The following is a 14,820-nucleotide window of genomic DNA, read 5'->3' as shown; positions in this document are numbered from 1 at the left end:
ATTCGGACGGAAGCCCGCGCGTGGCCGGTATCCGCCCCATGTGGAGGGCACGGCGTTGGGTATGGTCCGGTCTCGCCACGATGTCGTCCTGTGTGAAATGAGCCCTGACGGGCTCGGTGTCGGCGGGCCCCTCATGGTCCCCGCCAACACCGAGGAGTGTTACCGCTGGTCCCGGGTAGCCGCCGGTGTGCCGTCGAAGGCTCCGGAGAAACGGCCGACTTTGTCGATCCGGATCGTTGCGGTCGCCCCGTGCGCGGCCAGGCCCTCGAAGGCTGAGATCCGCTCCACCGCCGGGGCCAGGGCCGCGGTCGCTTCCCTCTGCGCACGCTGGTAGGTCAGCGGCTTGAGGAAGCGCGAGACCGACAGCCCGGCGTTGTAGCGGGCCGTCTTGCCGGTCGGCAGGACGTGGTTGGGGCCGGCGATGCCCTTGTCGGAATACGCGACCGTGCTCCACGGTCCGAGGAACAACGAACCGTAGTTCCGCAGCTCCTTGAGGTAGAAATCATCATCCCCGGTCTGGACTTCGAGGTGCTCGGGCCCGAGGACATCGGACACCGCTGCAGCCTGGTTGCGATCATGGGCGAGTATGACCGAACCGAAGTCGCGCCACGCCGAGCCGGCGATCTCCCGGGTGGGCAGGGTCTCGAGCTGGCGGTCGATCGCCTCGATCACCTTGCGCCCCAGCTCCTCGGAGGTCGTGATCAGGGCGGCAGGGGAGTTCGGACCGTGCTCGGCCTGACCGAGCAGGTCCGCGGCCACCCACTCCGGGTCGGCGGTCTCGTCGGCGAGGACGGCAACCTCGGAAGGTCCCGCGAGCAGATCGATACCGACCTGACCGAACAGCTGACGCTTGGCCTCGGTGACGAAGGCATTGCCGGCGCCGACGAGCATGTCGATCGGAGCCTCACCGAGCAACCCGAACGCCATCGCGCCCAGGGCCTGCACTCCACCGATCGCGACGACCCGGTCGGCCTTCGACAGGTACGCCCCGTACAACACGGCGGGGTGCGCACCGTGCTGTCCGGACGGCGGCGTGCAGGAGAGCACGGTGGGAACGCCCGCGGCCTTCGCCACCCCGACGGTCATGAACGCACTGGCCAGCAGCGGGAACCGGCCGGCAGGCAAGTAGGCGCCGACCCGGGTGATCGGAATGTACCGTTGGCCGCCGACGACGCCGGGAGCGAGTTCGATCTCGAAGTCGGTCAGATGCTCGCGCTGGGTGACGGCGAACCGGTGGGTGCGCTCGTAACCCAACTCGAGGGCCGCCCGCACGTCCGCCGGGAGCGCGTCGCCGCTCTTGCGGAGCTGCTCGGCACCGACCTCGAGGTCACCGGACCATCCATCGAGTTCTTGGGCGTAGGCCCGGACCGCGTCGAGACCGTTGCGCTCAATGCTCGACAGCATTTCCGAGACCCGCTCGACGACCTTCGGATCGCGCTGCGCGGGAGGACCGTCGACTGCGGGCTTTTTGAGCCACGTAAAGGCCCCGAGGGCCTGGGCTTCATCAGGTGTGATCTGCATGACAACGGACGGTAGGCGTATTTGAAATACAGGACCAGAGGAACATATCCTTGGCATAGCACAGGTTAATCCTATACAACCGGCAACCGTGCAGGTCAGGGGGCCTACGGCACGGAACGCGCGCGTCTCTACACCTGCCAACCGTTACTCGCTCTTAACTGCGAGAAATCTGCCGATATCACGCCGTTATCGAGCGGAGCGGGCCTTTTGTGGAACCACCGACTCTCGGCCGGTGCCAGTCCGCGCGGGTTCGTCGACCCGCAGCTCGCGGATCGTGTCCTCGGCCAACCGGGCGAACTCGCGGGTCGCGTTGGACAACGGCCGACCGCGATGCCGCGCCAGGGCGATGGTGTCGTAAAGCGGCTCGGCGAACGGGGCGGTATGCAGATCCTTCGGGAAGGTGGCGCTGTCGATCACCGCGCTGCTGGCGATGGTGTCGCCCACCTTGCCCGCCACGAGTTTGAGGGCCGCTTCGACGTGCTCGATCTCGATCTGCGGCTCGATGCGGACACCGGCGAGCTGGGCGCGCTCGGCAAGTTGGCGGCGAGTGGGATCGTTCCAGCCGTAGTGCACGTCGTAGAGCACCAGTTTGGCCTTGGCGAACTGTCTGATGGTGATCGGCTTCCTGGTGTTCTCCGGATTGGCACTGATGTAGAAGACCTCGTCGCGCATCAGCGGCGTGACCGTCAGCTCCTCATCGTCGATCGGCAGGACGACAAGGCCCGCTTCGATGTCGCCTGCGGCGATGGCGGCGGCGGTTTCCGCAGAGTTCTGTCCCACCAGCCGCACCCGCACGGCCGGGTATCGCGAGTGGAAGGTCTGCACCAGGCTCGACAGCAGGTAGTAGTCCGCATTGCGTGGAACCCCGAAGGTTGCGGTGCCGCCACCGAGCGATCCGAGTGATTGCACCGCCTGCCTGCCACTGTCCGCGGCATGCAGCGCCTGCTGGGCGTACGGCAACAGCTCCTGCCCCGCCGCGGTTAACGACAGCCGCCTGCTGCCGCGCACAAACAACTGGGAATCGAGCTCTTCCTCGAGCCGGCGCACCAGCTCGGACACCGACGCCTGAGCCACGAGGAGTTGGTCCGCGGCCGCCGTGAACGAACCGAGTCGCTCGGCCTCGACGAACGCACGAAGTTGGTTCAGGGTGGTCATGCGCGTAACTCCTTGTCGGACAGTCCCGGGCTCGACGGATCCAGCCGAGTCGCAAATGTTGCGTAACAGGGGGTATGAGTCGGCAAGCCCCGCCGGGTGTCCGCCACACAGCTACCCGTCAATATAGGACGATCCTGTGATCAGGGCCGGAGGGTGGTGGGTTGACCTGTGCTCGAGTGCCATCCATGTTCTCCGCACAGTCCGAATCCGAACATTTGGGTCACCAGCCCTACATTCACGCGGTCGAGTTGAATGTCGAGTTATTTATGTCGCCAAATTGTGATATGTCCGGTGTCCATGGGAGTTCCGTACGAACCGGCTCAAAGTGCGTTGGCCGTGCTCTCCGCCCATCGTGCCGCTTCACGGTCGAACTGATAGCGCCAGCTACGAAGCCGACTGTTCGCCTCGGCCATTGCCCACTCATTCATTCGCCAACTACATGTGAACTTCGCCAACTGAACCTGGACACAACATTTACTATGTTCGTTCCGCGCCGGTTTGCGGACGGAGGGTTGCCCGACCTGGAATCCGAAGAATTGCGCTGACCAATTCGATTGAAGCCTTGTTCGGACTGAGGTTGCGGATTTTGGGGAGCCAGCGAGGAGTTCACGGCCCGTCGCCGTCCGAGCCGTCGAAACACACGCACGGGATTCGACCATCCCGATATGAGTGCATCAAAAGCCGAACGCTCCGGCCATCAACACCCACCACGAAGCTGTCTTACGAGCGACCGTTCCGGCCCGTCTCGCGTCCGAGTGGCCGGTGCATACGACGCAGTCGCGAGTCTCGGCAATGTCACTACCAGTGGGCGCCCACGACCACCGAGCCCGCCTGCACCGGACCGAGAATGTCATCGTTCTCGGGCTTGAAGAGTTCGGGCGTCTTGAACACTCATGATTATCAGCTGGCAGCCCGCCCGGTTTCCCTGTCACGCCGCTGCCAGCGTGCGCACCGTTGCACTGTGGAGCTCGGCGACGTCGCGCTCGATGTCCCTACCCTCGGGCAGCCGGACCTCAGGCCCTACGTTGGCTCGAACTCCCATGTCGGCCAGAGTCCGTAGTAGTCTCGAATTTCCCATCTCGCCCGAGCCCGGTGCACGGCGTGCGCTCCTGGCCTCCAGAGCGAGGTCGGGGCCCGGTGGAGAACTCGGCCCGTCGGCGAGCTGGACAGTGAATATCCGTTCTGCGGGGACTTGCAACACGGCCGCATCATCGGCGCCGCTGCGGGCGTGATGCCAAAGGTCGAACACCAGTCCCCCATTGGCCCGGTCGGCCGCCTCGACCAGCGACCAGGCCGTGCTCACGTCCGCGACGGTCGTGAAGGGCACGAACTCGAGGGCGACGCGCAAGCCGTGTTCGGCGGCGTCATCGCACAGCCGGGCAAAGGCAGCTGCGTCGCGATCGAGGTCCAGCCGGTCGCTCGTATCGTGAACCGCCGCGATTGTGGTGCCGCCCAACGCACTGCACACCTCGAACAGCTCATGGCGGTCCGCATCGATCGCTGTCGCCCCGGACCCGAGCGTGCCCCCGACCCACTCACGACAGCCATCGCAATCGGTCAGCACAAGGCCGTTGTCCTCCAGGAGCATTCGCATGCCGACGAGGTCCAGGCCGTCCTTGCGGCGCGCATGTCGCCACACATTCGGCCAGCAACTGACAGCCTCGAAGCCGGCCGCTGCCGCGATGGTGACGAACCGCCTGAATGGCACCGTAGCCAGGCATCCGTTCATGAGCGTCAAATTCTCGACCAGTCGGCCATCCCCCGCCACTACCACGTGCCGAGCACCTCGTCGGTGTGTTGACCGAAAGCCGGGGTTCGGATGGCCCGCGTCGCGGGAGTATCCGACAGGCGGGGGGCCGGAGAGGGCACGGTGACCGCGCCCTGTTCATCGGTGATCACTTCGACCAGACAGCCACGCGACCGCACGTGCGGATCATCGCGAATATCGCGCGCAGTCTGAACCAGCGAGACGGGAAGACGCCGAGCCACGAGCTCTTCGATCACGACGGTATGGTGTCGGGTGCTCGTCCATTCCCGCAGCGATGCCTCCACATCGCCGACCGGTACGCCGGCATCGTCACGGGATTCATGGCCGGCCAAAGTCGCCATCTCGGAAAAGTGTCTGGACGTCGAAGCGCTGATTGCCACCCAGCGACCGTCCGCGGTGGGGAACACATTGCGGATCATGGAGTCACGCAATCGACTGCCGAGGCGGGCCGGAGGATCTCCGCTCCCGTCGTACTCGGCATGGATCGGCGCCACCGCCTGTAGCAAGCTGTCGATCGGGTTGACATCGACGAGCTGGCCACCGCCGCCGTGCGCCAAGCGGTGATAACAAGCGGCAAGCACCCCGAACGCCCCGGTCAGCGCCGTGACAGCGTCACCCGTGGGGGTGCTCGGCAGAATCGGAGGTCCGTCTGGCTCGCCGGTCACATGAGTGAGCCCGCTGAACGCCTCGGCAATAGTGCCATTACCCGGCCGGTCGGCGTAGGGCCCGTCCTGTCCGTATCCGGTCACCGACACGTAAATCAAGTCGGGGTTCAGTGCACTGAGTGTGGAGTAGTCGATACCGCGCTTGTCGAGCGTCGCCAGGGGGAGATTCACCACCAGGACATCGGCATCGATTACCAGCCGTCGCAGCGTCGCACATCCCTCCTCGCTGCGGAGGTCGAGCTCCACGGACCGCTTCCCGCGAGCCAGCAGCGGCCACATCCTGCCTGGATGGTGGCGGTAGGCGTCGCCACCCGGCTGTTCGATCTTGACAACATCGGCCCCGTGATCCGCGAGCAGCGTCGCGAGATAAGGGGCCGCATAGAGAGTGGACGCGTCTATGACGCGCAGGCCCGCCAGTGCGCCGCTCATCCGTCCGCCCGCCCTGCCGAGGAGGGTGCCTTCCCAGATGCGGCAGCCAGCGCGCCGGACGGCGGGGCGTCGAACAACAGCACGGAGGTGTCCGTGGGAGGTGGCAAAGTGCCGGCGTAGCCGGTCGATCCATCGAACAACGCGTTGTGCACAACGAGGGCTCGTTTGCCGGTGAAGCCGTTCAGCACCTCTTCGAACGACCAACGCGGTGCGGACGAACTGGATGGGTCGCCGAGATCGAAGCGCACATTCTCGATGCTGGGATATGGCGACCGTGAGGCGTTGATTATGCGGGCACGCTCATACGGACAGGTTCGCACCAGGCCGGCGCCCAGTCCCCGGGTAGCTCCGGTAATCCAGACCACCGTGTCTGCCATGTACTGCTCCTTCGTCGGTCCTGTCAGCGCACTCGAACCGAGAACTGATGCGCGAGTTGAGCACACTCGGACCGGTTCGAATGCGCGTAGATATATCCGGCGCAAGAACGAGCACTTCGCTCGAGGTACTTATTTATCATACAATTAGATGTATCTTTTAACTATGGAGATCAGCGAGATCGCGGAGGCGGCTGCTCGCCTCCGGGAGGCGGTCAGCGGTGGTGGAGTCGACTTCAAATTAGTTCGCGTCGACCTTCGCCGGCGCCAAGTCGAGTTTCAGCTGGATCTGGAATCCGCGGAATGCGCCGACTGCGTCCTTCCGGCGGACGCTCTGCAGAAGATGGCCGACTCGGCGCTGAAGCGCAGCCATCCAGGTAACTACGCTGTTCTGATCGACGACCCACGAGCCGAGGGCGAAAGCCTGAAAGATGCATCGGAAGGGGCCGTGCCGCAAGCCGGTGCAACACCCAGGTTCCCCGATTCGGTGCTACGAGTCGTCGATCCTTGCGCAGCCGCTGCGGTGAACGACGCCGATCCTGGTCCTACGTTGGACAGCCTCGCGGGCAAACGGATCGGGTTCCGAGTCGACGTCCTGTGGCGATCCTGGGACTGGGTCGTCGACGAGTGGGCAGCGGGGCTTCGTGCCATCGGCGCTGTGCCGGTGATCTGGCGACGTTCTCAAGGTTTGGACGGTGAAGCTGGACGTGATCAGAACGCTTCTTATGGGGAGTTCCTCGCCTCGGTTGACGCAGTGGTATGTGGTTTGGCCAATTGCGGCTCCTGCACCTCGTGGACCGTCAAGGATGCCGTAACCGCACTGAGCGCAGGTCTGCCGACAGTGGCGGTCGCAACCGCCCACTTTCGGCCACTCGCCCAGACGCTGGCCGCACAGTACGGCCGCTCAGGTTTGCGTGTGCACCAGTTGCCCTACCCCCTCGACATCAGGCCGGAGCCGGACGTACGCGAGATGGGGCGTGAACACTTCGCGGATTTCATCACACAGTTCACAGCGGCCAATGTGGCGGTGATCTGACGTGAAGACCGGCGCCGCACAGCATTCCACGCCCGAATCCCTGGCTGAAGTCCCCGCCGACATTGCGGAGTTCAGCCACTACGCGCGTAGTGCCGGCTGGTCCGATGGGCTGCCGCTGATCCCACCGACCCAGGAGCGAGTGGGCGAATTCATTGCCGCAGTGGGCGGGGATCCGGACGAAGTCGTGGCCGAATTGCCTCCGTCCGGAGCTCCGTGCACACTCGCCAAACTGGCGGCGAACGCGGTGATGGCCGGGGCCCCGCCGGAGTCGCTGCCACTGCTTCGTTCGGCATTGGCCGCCATGTCCGAACCCGAATTCGACCTGCACGCCTTGAACGCGACTACGGGGTCGGTGGTTCCGGCCGTCGTGGTCAACGGAACGATTCGACACGAGCTGGAAATCCCCTTCGGCGCCGGTTGTCTCGGTGGCGCGGAGGGCGGAGCACCGTCGATCGGCCGCGCCTTGCGCCTGACGATGCGCAATGTCGCCGGCCAGCGCATCGGCGTCACGTCCCAGAGTGTCTACGGGACGCCTGGCCGCGTGACCGGCATCGTATTCGGTGAGTGGGAGGAACGTTCACCGTGGGCGCCGCTTGCGGAGCGCCGCGGAGTGCCGGGCAATGCGGTGACTGTCTACGGCGCGATGGGAACGGTCAACATCTGTGACATCGCGGCCACGACCGGTTCGCAGCTGTTGGAGATCATCGGTAAATCCGTGGCCTATCCCGGCGCGAACGGATTCCTCACCTCGACGATCTTTTCCGAGGTGCTGGTCGCGATAAATCCGGTATGGGCGGAGATCATCAGCCGGGACTTCCGCGACGTGCGCGAGGTCGCCGCGCGATTGTGGCACCACGCCTCACTGCCGCTGGATTACTTCCCCAGCGTCCACCGCGGTGCCATCGAGGCGCTGGGCCGGGTGGACAGCGAGGGGCGAGTACACCTCAGCACTACCCCGGACGACGTACTCCTCATGACTGCGGGTGGGCTGGGCGGTCTGCATGCAGCCGTTCTACACAGCTGGGGCGCCACGCGATCCCAGACGCGCGCCGTGGAGTGAGCGGTCTGTCGGCCTTCCGTGCTCGTCTCGGCTCGTCTCGGCTCGTCTTCTCAGAGCGCGGAAGGCACCGTCGTCTACTTCTTCCGACCGCACTCTCGAGCGTAACAGTTAACTCTATTATGAGTTCACGTACAGATTGAACGCGCTTTACTCGAACTCGCCCAAGCGCAAGCCAGAATATTTAGGTAACTAGTATTACCTTATGTGCTCTGTAGCCACAGTTTCCGCCCCCCGATCCCGTAATGCCGGCCGTCTCGCAGTGGGGGTGGCGTCGCTGGTGGTGGTGATTATCCCGAGCTACCTGACCGGGACACTGGCGATCTCGATGGGCGCAGAGCTCGGTTTTACGCCGGCTTTGCTCGGAGTATTGATGGCGATGCGATTCGCCGCCGCGGCGGCGTCCTCAGCTGCTGCCGGCCGGTGGGTGCAAAAGTTCGGTGCCACAGGCGGGATGCGCGTTGCGGTGCTGACTGTCGCCGGCACCTCGATCGTGATCGGGCTTTTCGTCCGGAATCCGATCGTGTTCGCCGCGTTGTTCTGCCTCAACGGTGCCGCGTTGGCCATAGTCCAGCCAGCTGTGGACATCTGGGTCGCTCGCTCCGTTCCAGTGCGTCAGCAGGGACTGGCATTCGGCGTGAAGCAGGCGGCGGTGCCAACCGCGGCGCTGGTGGCTGGTGTCGCCGTGCCGGCGGCCGCTGCAGGCGCGGGATGGCGTGTGGTCTGGCTCGCCGCTGCGGCAGCCGCGCTGCTGACGGCGGCCCTTGTCCCGTGGCGGGGAGGTCGAGCCACCGAAACCCCGTCAGATTCGGTCGGTGTGAAGCGGGAACGCCGATCGGTCGCCGACTTGGCTGTGCTCGCCGTGTGCTTCGGATTCGGTAGCACCGCAGTTGTGAACCTGACGACCTTCCTTGTCGTCTCGACAGTGTCGGCGGGGTTCGACGAAGGGACGGCGGGGGCCGTGTTCGCGGCATCGAGCACAACAGGCATCGCTGCCAGGCTCACGCTGGGATATTGGGCCGATCGAATCAAGGGCGACCTGCTCGTGGTCTTGGCCGGCGTCCTGACCGCCGGAGCCGGCGCATTCATGCTGCTCGGTTTGACGGCCGGTACCAGCTACGTGGTCGCGGCGCCGATCGCGTTCGCATTCGGTCTCGGGTGGCCAGGCTTGCTGTTGCTCGTGGTGGTGCGGGAGAACCAGCAGGCTCCGGGAGTTGCCACCGGGTTCGTAAACACGGGCTCTTACGTCGGGTCGATCGTCGGTCCGGCGGTCTTCGGTCTACTCACTACCCGGCTCGGATACTCTGCGGGCTGGCTGTTCACCGCATGCTGTCTGCTCGCTTCGGCCGCTGCCGCACTTGTCGCTCGCGCAATGCTGCGTCGACGATCCAGCCTTGTGGCCAGCTGAGGATCATTCTCGCCGCTGGTCAGCATCAGGCGGTTTCCAGGTCGGCAAGCGTCGACCGTGCGGGCCCGCTTTGGCCGCGCCATAGGAGCCGAGCGCGGCGAGCCGCCGGGTGGCCAGTTCGGCATCAGGGCTTCGAGATACGCCGAAACCGAGTCGGGGAATGGTGTTTCCATCATTGAAACGATCTGGGATACGGGCACCGGCGGGCTCTTTGTGGGATGGTCGCGTGAACGGCACGCGGTCGCTCATCGAGGACATCGCGGTAACCGTGACTTTCCTAATGCGCCTGAGCACAATCGAGTGGGCAATTGAGCGCATTCGACTGGGCAATCGCAGTCCATCGGCGAGTCCCGGGCTTGTTCATGCGTGGCGTCGGGGCATGCGTTGCAGCTGCCGGGCGTCTTGTAGACCACACCGACGGTGTCATCGCTCGTGTGCCCCGGATCCAGCGAAGTGAACCCGAGACTCTCGCGATATCGGTGGCGCTATCGGCCCGGGCCGCGCCGCCCCGCTGCGGCAGGGGCGGCACGGCTGCGGTGCGACGTTGCGACTCAGATGTCGTAGTGCGGAGACCGCATCTGGCGGCTTGCCTCCTCGACGATGTCTCCGTCGAACAGTTTGGTTTGGAAGCTGGCCGACATCGCGGCCGCTTCGGTCGGGAAGTAGACGTCGGCGAAATGGCGTGCATTGTCGTAGCCGTCGAACTCGTAGAAGCCGCCGGGAGTATTGGTACCGATTCCGCTGAGCCAGGTTTTGCGGACCAGGCCCGGCTGCGCGAGCAGGGTCGGGTTCATCTGGCGCCACGGTACTTGGTCGAACGGGACGGAGAGTTGGAGTTCGGTGTAGACGAAGACCTTCTTGGGCATGGTGTTCCTTTCAGGACGGCGGCAAGGTCAGGATGAGTTCACTGGTCGACCTGGGCCGATCGCTAGGATGGCCGTACTAGTGCCGCCGTCGAAGCATGCACTAGTACGGTCATACTAGTCAAGCGCGGATCCTTGCCCGAACACTGGACGGCCGCGGGCGACAGAGGCGCATGTGGACGGCGCATGGATGTCTCGCTAGTATGTGCGTACTAGTGAGCTTGCGCGGCTCGAATTGCCGTATCCACTGAAGAGGAGCCGCTGTCGATGGCCGAATCCACCCGCGCTCGCATGGTCACCGCCGCTGTGGAAAGCCTGCGCAGGCGCGGTTTGGCGGGTATGTCGTTCACCGAGGTACTTGCCGACAGCGGTGCGGCGCGCGGAGCGATCTACCACCACTTCCCTGGCGGAAAGGCCCAGCTCGTCACCGAGGCGGCGCAGTTGCACGGACAACAGGTCGCTGATCGGCTCACGGATATTTCCGGTGCGAGCCCCCGCGCGGTGGTCGAGGCATTTCTGGACCTCGTCCGCCCGGTCGTCGAAGACTCCACACGCGGCTGCGGCTGCGCCATCGCTGCCGTCACGGTCTCGGTCGACGACGACCACAGCGAGTTGCTCCGCACTGCGGCAGCCGCTTTCGCGTCATGGGCGCATCAGCTCGCAGTCGCGCTCACCGATGCAGGCATGCCCGAGGCAAGGGCGGAAGACCTTGCGCAACTGCTGATCGCACTCCTCGAAGGAGCGCAGGTACTGTGTCGAGCCGACTCCAGCACAACGGCTTTCGAACAGGCTGCGCGTGCCGCATTGGCGGCAACACCATAGCTGCTCGACCGGTATCCGGCCGCGCTCCTCGGCGTCGGCGCCATCAACCTGGCCCAATTGCTCGCCGAGATCGGTCCGATCCTCGACCGGGCGCCTGAACATATCTCAGGGCATGTGTCATCCGATCGACGATAAGCGCCTCGCCGTCGACCGACCCCGGCGCGAGATGACTGTTGATCTCGAGGGAGACCAGCCCGTGCAGGGTGCCGAACAGGCCCAGCAGGCGGCGCTGGTCGTGGGTGGACAGGGTGGTGAATTCCGCCAGCTGGTCGCCACACCCCTCCGCCTCGCCGACCGCGAGCAGGAACGGCCGATAGACCGCCTGCTCGGCGGTGACGGTGGGGCCGCCCGGCGGTGCCGCGTAGCCGGGCAACTGGTCGGTCCAGATCAGGTTGAAACGGCGGGGGTTGGCGACGGCCCAGGCCCGGTACGCCCGGACGCAAGCTAGTAGCCGGTCGACGGGCGCGGCGCCCGCGCTGTCTTCGAAGGCCCGGCCAACGGTACCCGCAAGACCACGGAAGCCCTCCGCGATCAGTGCGGTGAACAGGTCGTCGAGGCTGGCAAAGTACGTATAGAGCGAGGCCGGATTCATACCTACCTCGCGGGCGACACCCCGCCACGACACGTTGCCCGGACCGCCTTCGTCGAGCTGACGGCAGGCGACGGCGATGATCTCCGCTACGAGCTCCCGCCGCTGCCGGTCCCGTCGGGACTCCGTATACGTGCGCATGCCGTCAAGGTTATCCGAACAGCCTTGATTGCCCGAACACCCTTGACCTACCGAACACTGTTGACTACCGTTGGGCAAACAGTGTTCGGAAATCGAATAATGATTGGAGAACGTGAAGTGGCCGATTCCCTAGATATGCCCGTAATCCTGGGTGCAGGTCCCGTCGGCCGGTCGGTCGCGGCTGCGCTGATCGCCCGCGGGATCCGCCCGCGCGTGGTCACCAGGTCAGGAACCACGATCGACGGGACCCAAGCCTGCCGGGCCGATGTGGCCGACCCCGAGGCCACCCGTGCCGCGCTCGACGGCGCCACTGTGGTGTTCCAGTGCGCGCAACCGCCATACCACCGGTGGTCGAAAGAGTTCCCGTCCATCCAGGGATCCGTCGTTCGCGCCTGCGAGGCGAGCGGTGCGCTACTCGTAGCGATCGAGAACCTCTACGGATACGGGCCCGTTTCCGTGCCGATGACCGAGGACTGTGCAATGAAGCCGACCACCCGGAAGGGCGTGGTGCGCGCCGCCATGTGGGCCGAACTGCTCGACGCGCACCAGTCCGGTCGGATACGTGCCACGGCCGTCCGAGCGAGCGACTTCTTCGGTGCCGGCGTTCGAGACTCTGCATACGGCGAACGTTTCTTCGGCCCACTCTTGGCCGGCGGGAAAGCCCAGGTCTTGGGTTCGCCGCAGGCTCGGCACGCGATCACCTACGTGCCCGACCTCGCCGAGGCGGCAGTACGCGTCGCCGAGGATCCCGCAGCCTGGGGGCGAGCCTGGCATGCGCCGACCGCGCCAGGAATCACTCAGCTCGCCATTGTGGAGGCCGCCGCCCGTGCCGCCGGCGTATCACCCAACTTCGTCGCGGTGAAGCCGTGGCAGCTTCGCCTCGTCGGCACCTTCGATCGCGGCGCCCGGGAAACGGTGGAGATGCTCTACGAGTTCGATCACGACTTCCTAGTCGACTCATCGGCCTTCGAGACCCACTTCGGACAGTCGCCGACACCGTTGGACCGCGCGCTCGCCGAAACAGTCGCCGCGTACCGCCAAACGCAGCCCTGACATCGGGACTGACTGTCCGCCAGTCCCGTCGGTCTATCGGCCGCCGCCCTGCCCGATCTATACAACCCCTCCAGGAGTTGTCCACGAGCCGCTGCTGCGTTTCGGGAGACGTCATCTCGAGGAGAATGGAGTCGTGTCGTCGAGGAAGAAGTACCCGGTCGAGTTGCGTGAGCGGGTGGTGCGGAGGTTTTGTGGAGATTCGTGAGCAGCACGAGTCGGGGTGGGCGCGATGAGAGCGGTCGCCGACTTGCCTGGGACTACACCCATTACAGCTACTGCGAGTACTGCGACACCGAAGACGCCATCGGCTCCGGCCCGCACTGCACCTACTGCGGATTCTGCGACGACTGCTACCAGCCCTTCCCCCACTGCCAGTGCCCCGACGTCGCGGGCCGCGAACGCTACGCGGGCCTGCTCGACATGGAAACCGCCTGAACCCCAGTCTGTTTCAGTCCTGCCTCTGTGCGAGGAGCGCCCCGCCAGTTGCTTGCTGTATTCGACAACGGCCCTGGACAGCGGCGAGCCCCACGGCGGCGCCGATGCACAGCGACGAACCGATCAACGCGATGGCCGCGCACAACCGCTCCTGCGGCAGCAGATCACGTAGCGCGCTGATGCCCAGCGGAAAATACCGACGCTGGCGCAGGCACACAACGCGACGTGTATCACACACATCATATGCGGCTGGCATATGATGTGTGTATGCCATACAGTGTGGCGCTACGGAATCCAGGCGCGGATCAGATCGGCAGAAGGACCCCGAAATGGACAAAACCCTCGACAAGATCGAGTTCGAGACCATGCTGTTCGGCCGGTACAGCCTCGCCTCCCGGCAGCTCGGCGGGCGGCGACTCGATCGCAGCACGTATACGTTGCTCAATCGGCTGCGGGTGGCGGGCCCGATGACGCTCGGGCAGCTGAGCGAGGCGGTGGGTCAGGATGTGTCGACGCTGAACCGGCGGACCGCGGCCATGGTGCGCGACGATGTAGTGGAGCGCATTCCGGATCCGGATGGCGGGATGGCCCGCAAATTCCGCATTACCGCCGAAGGTGAACGACAAGTCGACGGTGAACGCGACGAATCGCTGCAAACCTTGGCGACGATCCTCGCGGACTGGTCACCGCAGGACACCGCCGCCTTCGCCGATTACCTGCAGCGTTTCAATATCGATATCGAGCGCTATCTCGACCGTCCCTGGCCGCGCCCGTAGTCGTCAGATCGCGGTGCCGATGTCCTGGGTGACCAGATGGTCAGGGCTCGCTCCGCGGCGGCGATCGTCATCGACGGATTGCAGGCCGCGGAATTACCCTGCAATCATCAACGATCGACCGAGGTACGCCGGTATCCGATGTCTGGTGCGTTCCGCCGACCTCCCACCACGACGGTCCGAACCACGCCGATCGCGGGACCAGCGAATGCTCTGGGCCGCTGGCGGTCTCGCCGCCAGCGGCTCCGAAACTCTTCTCGGACTACGACTGGCGAATTACGCGTTGCCGGTGCAGACCACTTCACTGATTCCCGTCTGCGACAGGTCCACGGAACCGACATTGGCCAGCATCGCCGGCGGGTAGTACCGGGCGAGGCTGGCGTAGGCGCCGCGCAGCGCGGTCGCCCGGTCGCGGCCCCAGCCAGTGCCCACCGCGGTGGTGCCTACCGGGTCGTTGCTGTAGACGAGCGCGCCGCAGCCGTCCGACCAGGTCACCATGACAGCGCAGTCGGAGGCACCGTCCCAACCGCAGTTGACCAAGGCCTCATCGATCGCCGCATCGCGGCTCACCGCATCGACACCGGTGCCGTAGATCCAGTTCTCGACACTGAACGCGATCGCACCGTGAAGACCGGCCGCATTCGCTGTACCGGCACCGATCACCGCCCCGGCCGCAAAACCCACCACCGCGACCCCGACGACAGCCTTACCCATGAACCTCATCGAACACA

The 14,820-nt window shown here is 65.1% G+C and carries 15 protein-coding genes; 7 read left to right on the top strand and 8 right to left on the bottom strand.

Annotated elements, in window-relative coordinates; translation table 11 throughout:
* Nucleotides 1–159: 159 nt before the first annotated feature.
* The 5 genes from hisD to ACQPXH_RS11545 form a co-directional block, all read right to left on the bottom strand.
* A complete protein-coding gene (gene hisD, locus ACQPXH_RS11565) occupies nucleotides 160–1,521 on the bottom strand; it encodes a histidinol dehydrogenase (protein ID WP_433602310.1) in 1,362 nt (453 codons plus the stop codon).
* A gap of 186 nt (nucleotides 1,522–1,707) precedes the next feature.
* On the bottom strand, nucleotides 1,708–2,676 hold the full coding sequence (locus tag ACQPXH_RS11560) for a LysR family transcriptional regulator (RefSeq protein WP_433602309.1): 969 nt from the start codon (nucleotides 2,674–2,676) through the stop codon (nucleotides 1,708–1,710).
* Nucleotides 2,677–3,604: 928 nt separating this feature from the next.
* Nucleotides 3,605–4,384, bottom strand: coding sequence for a sugar phosphate isomerase/epimerase family protein (locus tag ACQPXH_RS11555; RefSeq protein WP_433602308.1), 780 nt, complete (start codon nucleotides 4,382–4,384; stop codon nucleotides 3,605–3,607).
* Between the two features lie 59 nt (nucleotides 4,385–4,443).
* Nucleotides 4,444–5,538, bottom strand: coding sequence for a CaiB/BaiF CoA transferase family protein (locus tag ACQPXH_RS11550; RefSeq protein ID WP_433602307.1), 1,095 nt, complete (start codon nucleotides 5,536–5,538; stop codon nucleotides 4,444–4,446).
* Complete coding sequence (locus tag ACQPXH_RS11545; RefSeq protein WP_433602306.1) at nucleotides 5,535–5,915, bottom strand: hypothetical protein; 381 nt, start codon at nucleotides 5,913–5,915, stop codon at nucleotides 5,535–5,537. Before ACQPXH_RS11545 ends, ACQPXH_RS11550 begins: the two co-directional genes overlap by 4 nt.
* A gap of 148 nt (nucleotides 5,916–6,063) precedes the next feature.
* On the opposite strand from ACQPXH_RS11545, the gene ACQPXH_RS11540 reads away from it, so the two are divergent.
* The 3 genes from ACQPXH_RS11540 to ACQPXH_RS11530 all read left to right on the top strand — a co-directional run bounded on the left by ACQPXH_RS11540 (nucleotide 6,064) and on the right by ACQPXH_RS11530 (nucleotide 9,413).
* A complete protein-coding gene (locus ACQPXH_RS11540) occupies nucleotides 6,064–6,948 on the top strand; it encodes a UGSC family (seleno)protein (protein WP_433602305.1) in 885 nt (294 codons plus the stop codon).
* A gap of 1 nt (nucleotide 6,949) precedes the next feature.
* The gene (locus ACQPXH_RS11535) at nucleotides 6,950–8,008 is read left to right on the top strand and encodes a hypothetical protein (RefSeq protein WP_433602304.1); all 1,059 of its coding nucleotides are present in this window, start codon (nucleotides 6,950–6,952) and stop codon (nucleotides 8,006–8,008) included.
* 202 nt (nucleotides 8,009–8,210) lie between these two features.
* Nucleotides 8,211–9,413, top strand: coding sequence for an MFS transporter (locus ACQPXH_RS11530; RefSeq protein WP_433602303.1), 1,203 nt, complete (start codon nucleotides 8,211–8,213; stop codon nucleotides 9,411–9,413).
* 551 nt (nucleotides 9,414–9,964) lie between these two features.
* Here the strand turns inward: ACQPXH_RS11530 and ACQPXH_RS11525 are convergent.
* Nucleotides 9,965–10,279 (bottom strand): hypothetical protein, encoded by a 315-nt coding sequence (locus tag ACQPXH_RS11525; protein ID WP_433602302.1) that lies wholly within the window; start codon nucleotides 10,277–10,279, stop codon nucleotides 9,965–9,967.
* Between the two features lie 264 nt (nucleotides 10,280–10,543).
* Between ACQPXH_RS11525 and ACQPXH_RS11520 the strand changes: the two genes are divergently transcribed.
* Nucleotides 10,544–11,098 (top strand): TetR/AcrR family transcriptional regulator, encoded by a 555-nt coding sequence (locus ACQPXH_RS11520; RefSeq protein WP_433602301.1) that lies wholly within the window; start codon nucleotides 10,544–10,546, stop codon nucleotides 11,096–11,098.
* Between the two features lie 43 nt (nucleotides 11,099–11,141).
* On the opposite strand, the gene ACQPXH_RS11515 is transcribed toward ACQPXH_RS11520, so the two are convergent.
* Nucleotides 11,142–11,828: a TetR/AcrR family transcriptional regulator gene (locus ACQPXH_RS11515; protein ID WP_433602300.1), complete on the bottom strand. Its 687-nt coding sequence runs from the start codon at nucleotides 11,826–11,828 to the stop codon at nucleotides 11,142–11,144.
* Nucleotides 11,829–11,945: 117 nt separating this feature from the next.
* Here ACQPXH_RS11515 and ACQPXH_RS11510 point away from each other — a divergent pair, with 117 nt between their 5' ends.
* The 3 genes from ACQPXH_RS11510 (at nucleotide 11,946) to ACQPXH_RS11500 (ending at nucleotide 14,092) form a co-directional block, all read left to right on the top strand.
* Nucleotides 11,946–12,881, top strand: a complete 936-nt coding sequence (locus tag ACQPXH_RS11510; protein ID WP_433602299.1) for an NAD-dependent epimerase/dehydratase family protein — start codon at nucleotides 11,946–11,948, stop codon at nucleotides 12,879–12,881.
* 201 nt (nucleotides 12,882–13,082) lie between these two features.
* A complete protein-coding gene (locus ACQPXH_RS11505; RefSeq protein WP_433602298.1) occupies nucleotides 13,083–13,316 on the top strand; it encodes a hypothetical protein in 234 nt (77 codons plus the stop codon).
* Between the two features lie 329 nt (nucleotides 13,317–13,645).
* Nucleotides 13,646–14,092: a MarR family winged helix-turn-helix transcriptional regulator gene (locus ACQPXH_RS11500; RefSeq protein ID WP_433602297.1), complete on the top strand. Its 447-nt coding sequence runs from the start codon at nucleotides 13,646–13,648 to the stop codon at nucleotides 14,090–14,092.
* 273 nt (nucleotides 14,093–14,365) lie between these two features.
* Here ACQPXH_RS11500 and ACQPXH_RS11495 read toward each other — a convergent pair whose 3' ends face one another.
* Complete coding sequence (locus ACQPXH_RS11495) at nucleotides 14,366–14,812, bottom strand: DUF4189 domain-containing protein (RefSeq protein ID WP_433602296.1); 447 nt, start codon at nucleotides 14,810–14,812, stop codon at nucleotides 14,366–14,368.
* Between the last annotated feature and the right edge of the window lie 8 nt (nucleotides 14,813–14,820).

Source organism: Nocardia sp. CA-135953 (assembly GCF_050955735.1).
GTDB lineage: Bacteria > Actinomycetota > Actinomycetes > Mycobacteriales > Mycobacteriaceae > Nocardia.
Note: the sequence above shows the minus strand (reverse complement) of the source record. Positions and strands in the feature narration are given on the sequence as shown.

Excerpts from the sequence above, each read along its gene's own strand:
- hisD (WP_433602310.1), bottom strand. The coding sequence starts at position 1,521 with ATGCAGATCACACCTGATGAAGCCCAGGCCCTCGGGGCCTTTACGTGG.
- ACQPXH_RS11560 (WP_433602309.1), bottom strand. The coding sequence starts at position 2,676 with ATGACCACCCTGAACCAACTTCGTGCGTTCGTCGAGGCCGAGCGACTC.
- ACQPXH_RS11550 (WP_433602307.1), bottom strand. The coding sequence starts at position 5,538 with ATGAGCGGCGCACTGGCGGGCCTGCGCGTCATAGACGCGTCCACTCTC.
- ACQPXH_RS11545 (WP_433602306.1), bottom strand. The coding sequence starts at position 5,915 with ATGGCAGACACGGTGGTCTGGATTACCGGAGCTACCCGGGGACTGGGC.
- ACQPXH_RS11540 (WP_433602305.1), top strand. The coding sequence starts at position 6,064 with ATGTATCTTTTAACTATGGAGATCAGCGAGATCGCGGAGGCGGCTGCT.
- ACQPXH_RS11530 (WP_433602303.1), top strand. The coding sequence starts at position 8,211 with ATGTGCTCTGTAGCCACAGTTTCCGCCCCCCGATCCCGTAATGCCGGC.
- ACQPXH_RS11525 (WP_433602302.1), bottom strand. The coding sequence starts at position 10,279 with ATGCCCAAGAAGGTCTTCGTCTACACCGAACTCCAACTCTCCGTCCCG.
- ACQPXH_RS11520 (WP_433602301.1), top strand. The coding sequence starts at position 10,544 with ATGGCCGAATCCACCCGCGCTCGCATGGTCACCGCCGCTGTGGAAAGC.
- ACQPXH_RS11515 (WP_433602300.1), bottom strand. The coding sequence starts at position 11,828 with ATGCGCACGTATACGGAGTCCCGACGGGACCGGCAGCGGCGGGAGCTC.
- ACQPXH_RS11500 (WP_433602297.1), top strand. The coding sequence starts at position 13,646 with ATGGACAAAACCCTCGACAAGATCGAGTTCGAGACCATGCTGTTCGGC.
- ACQPXH_RS11495 (WP_433602296.1), bottom strand. The coding sequence starts at position 14,812 with ATGAGGTTCATGGGTAAGGCTGTCGTCGGGGTCGCGGTGGTGGGTTTT.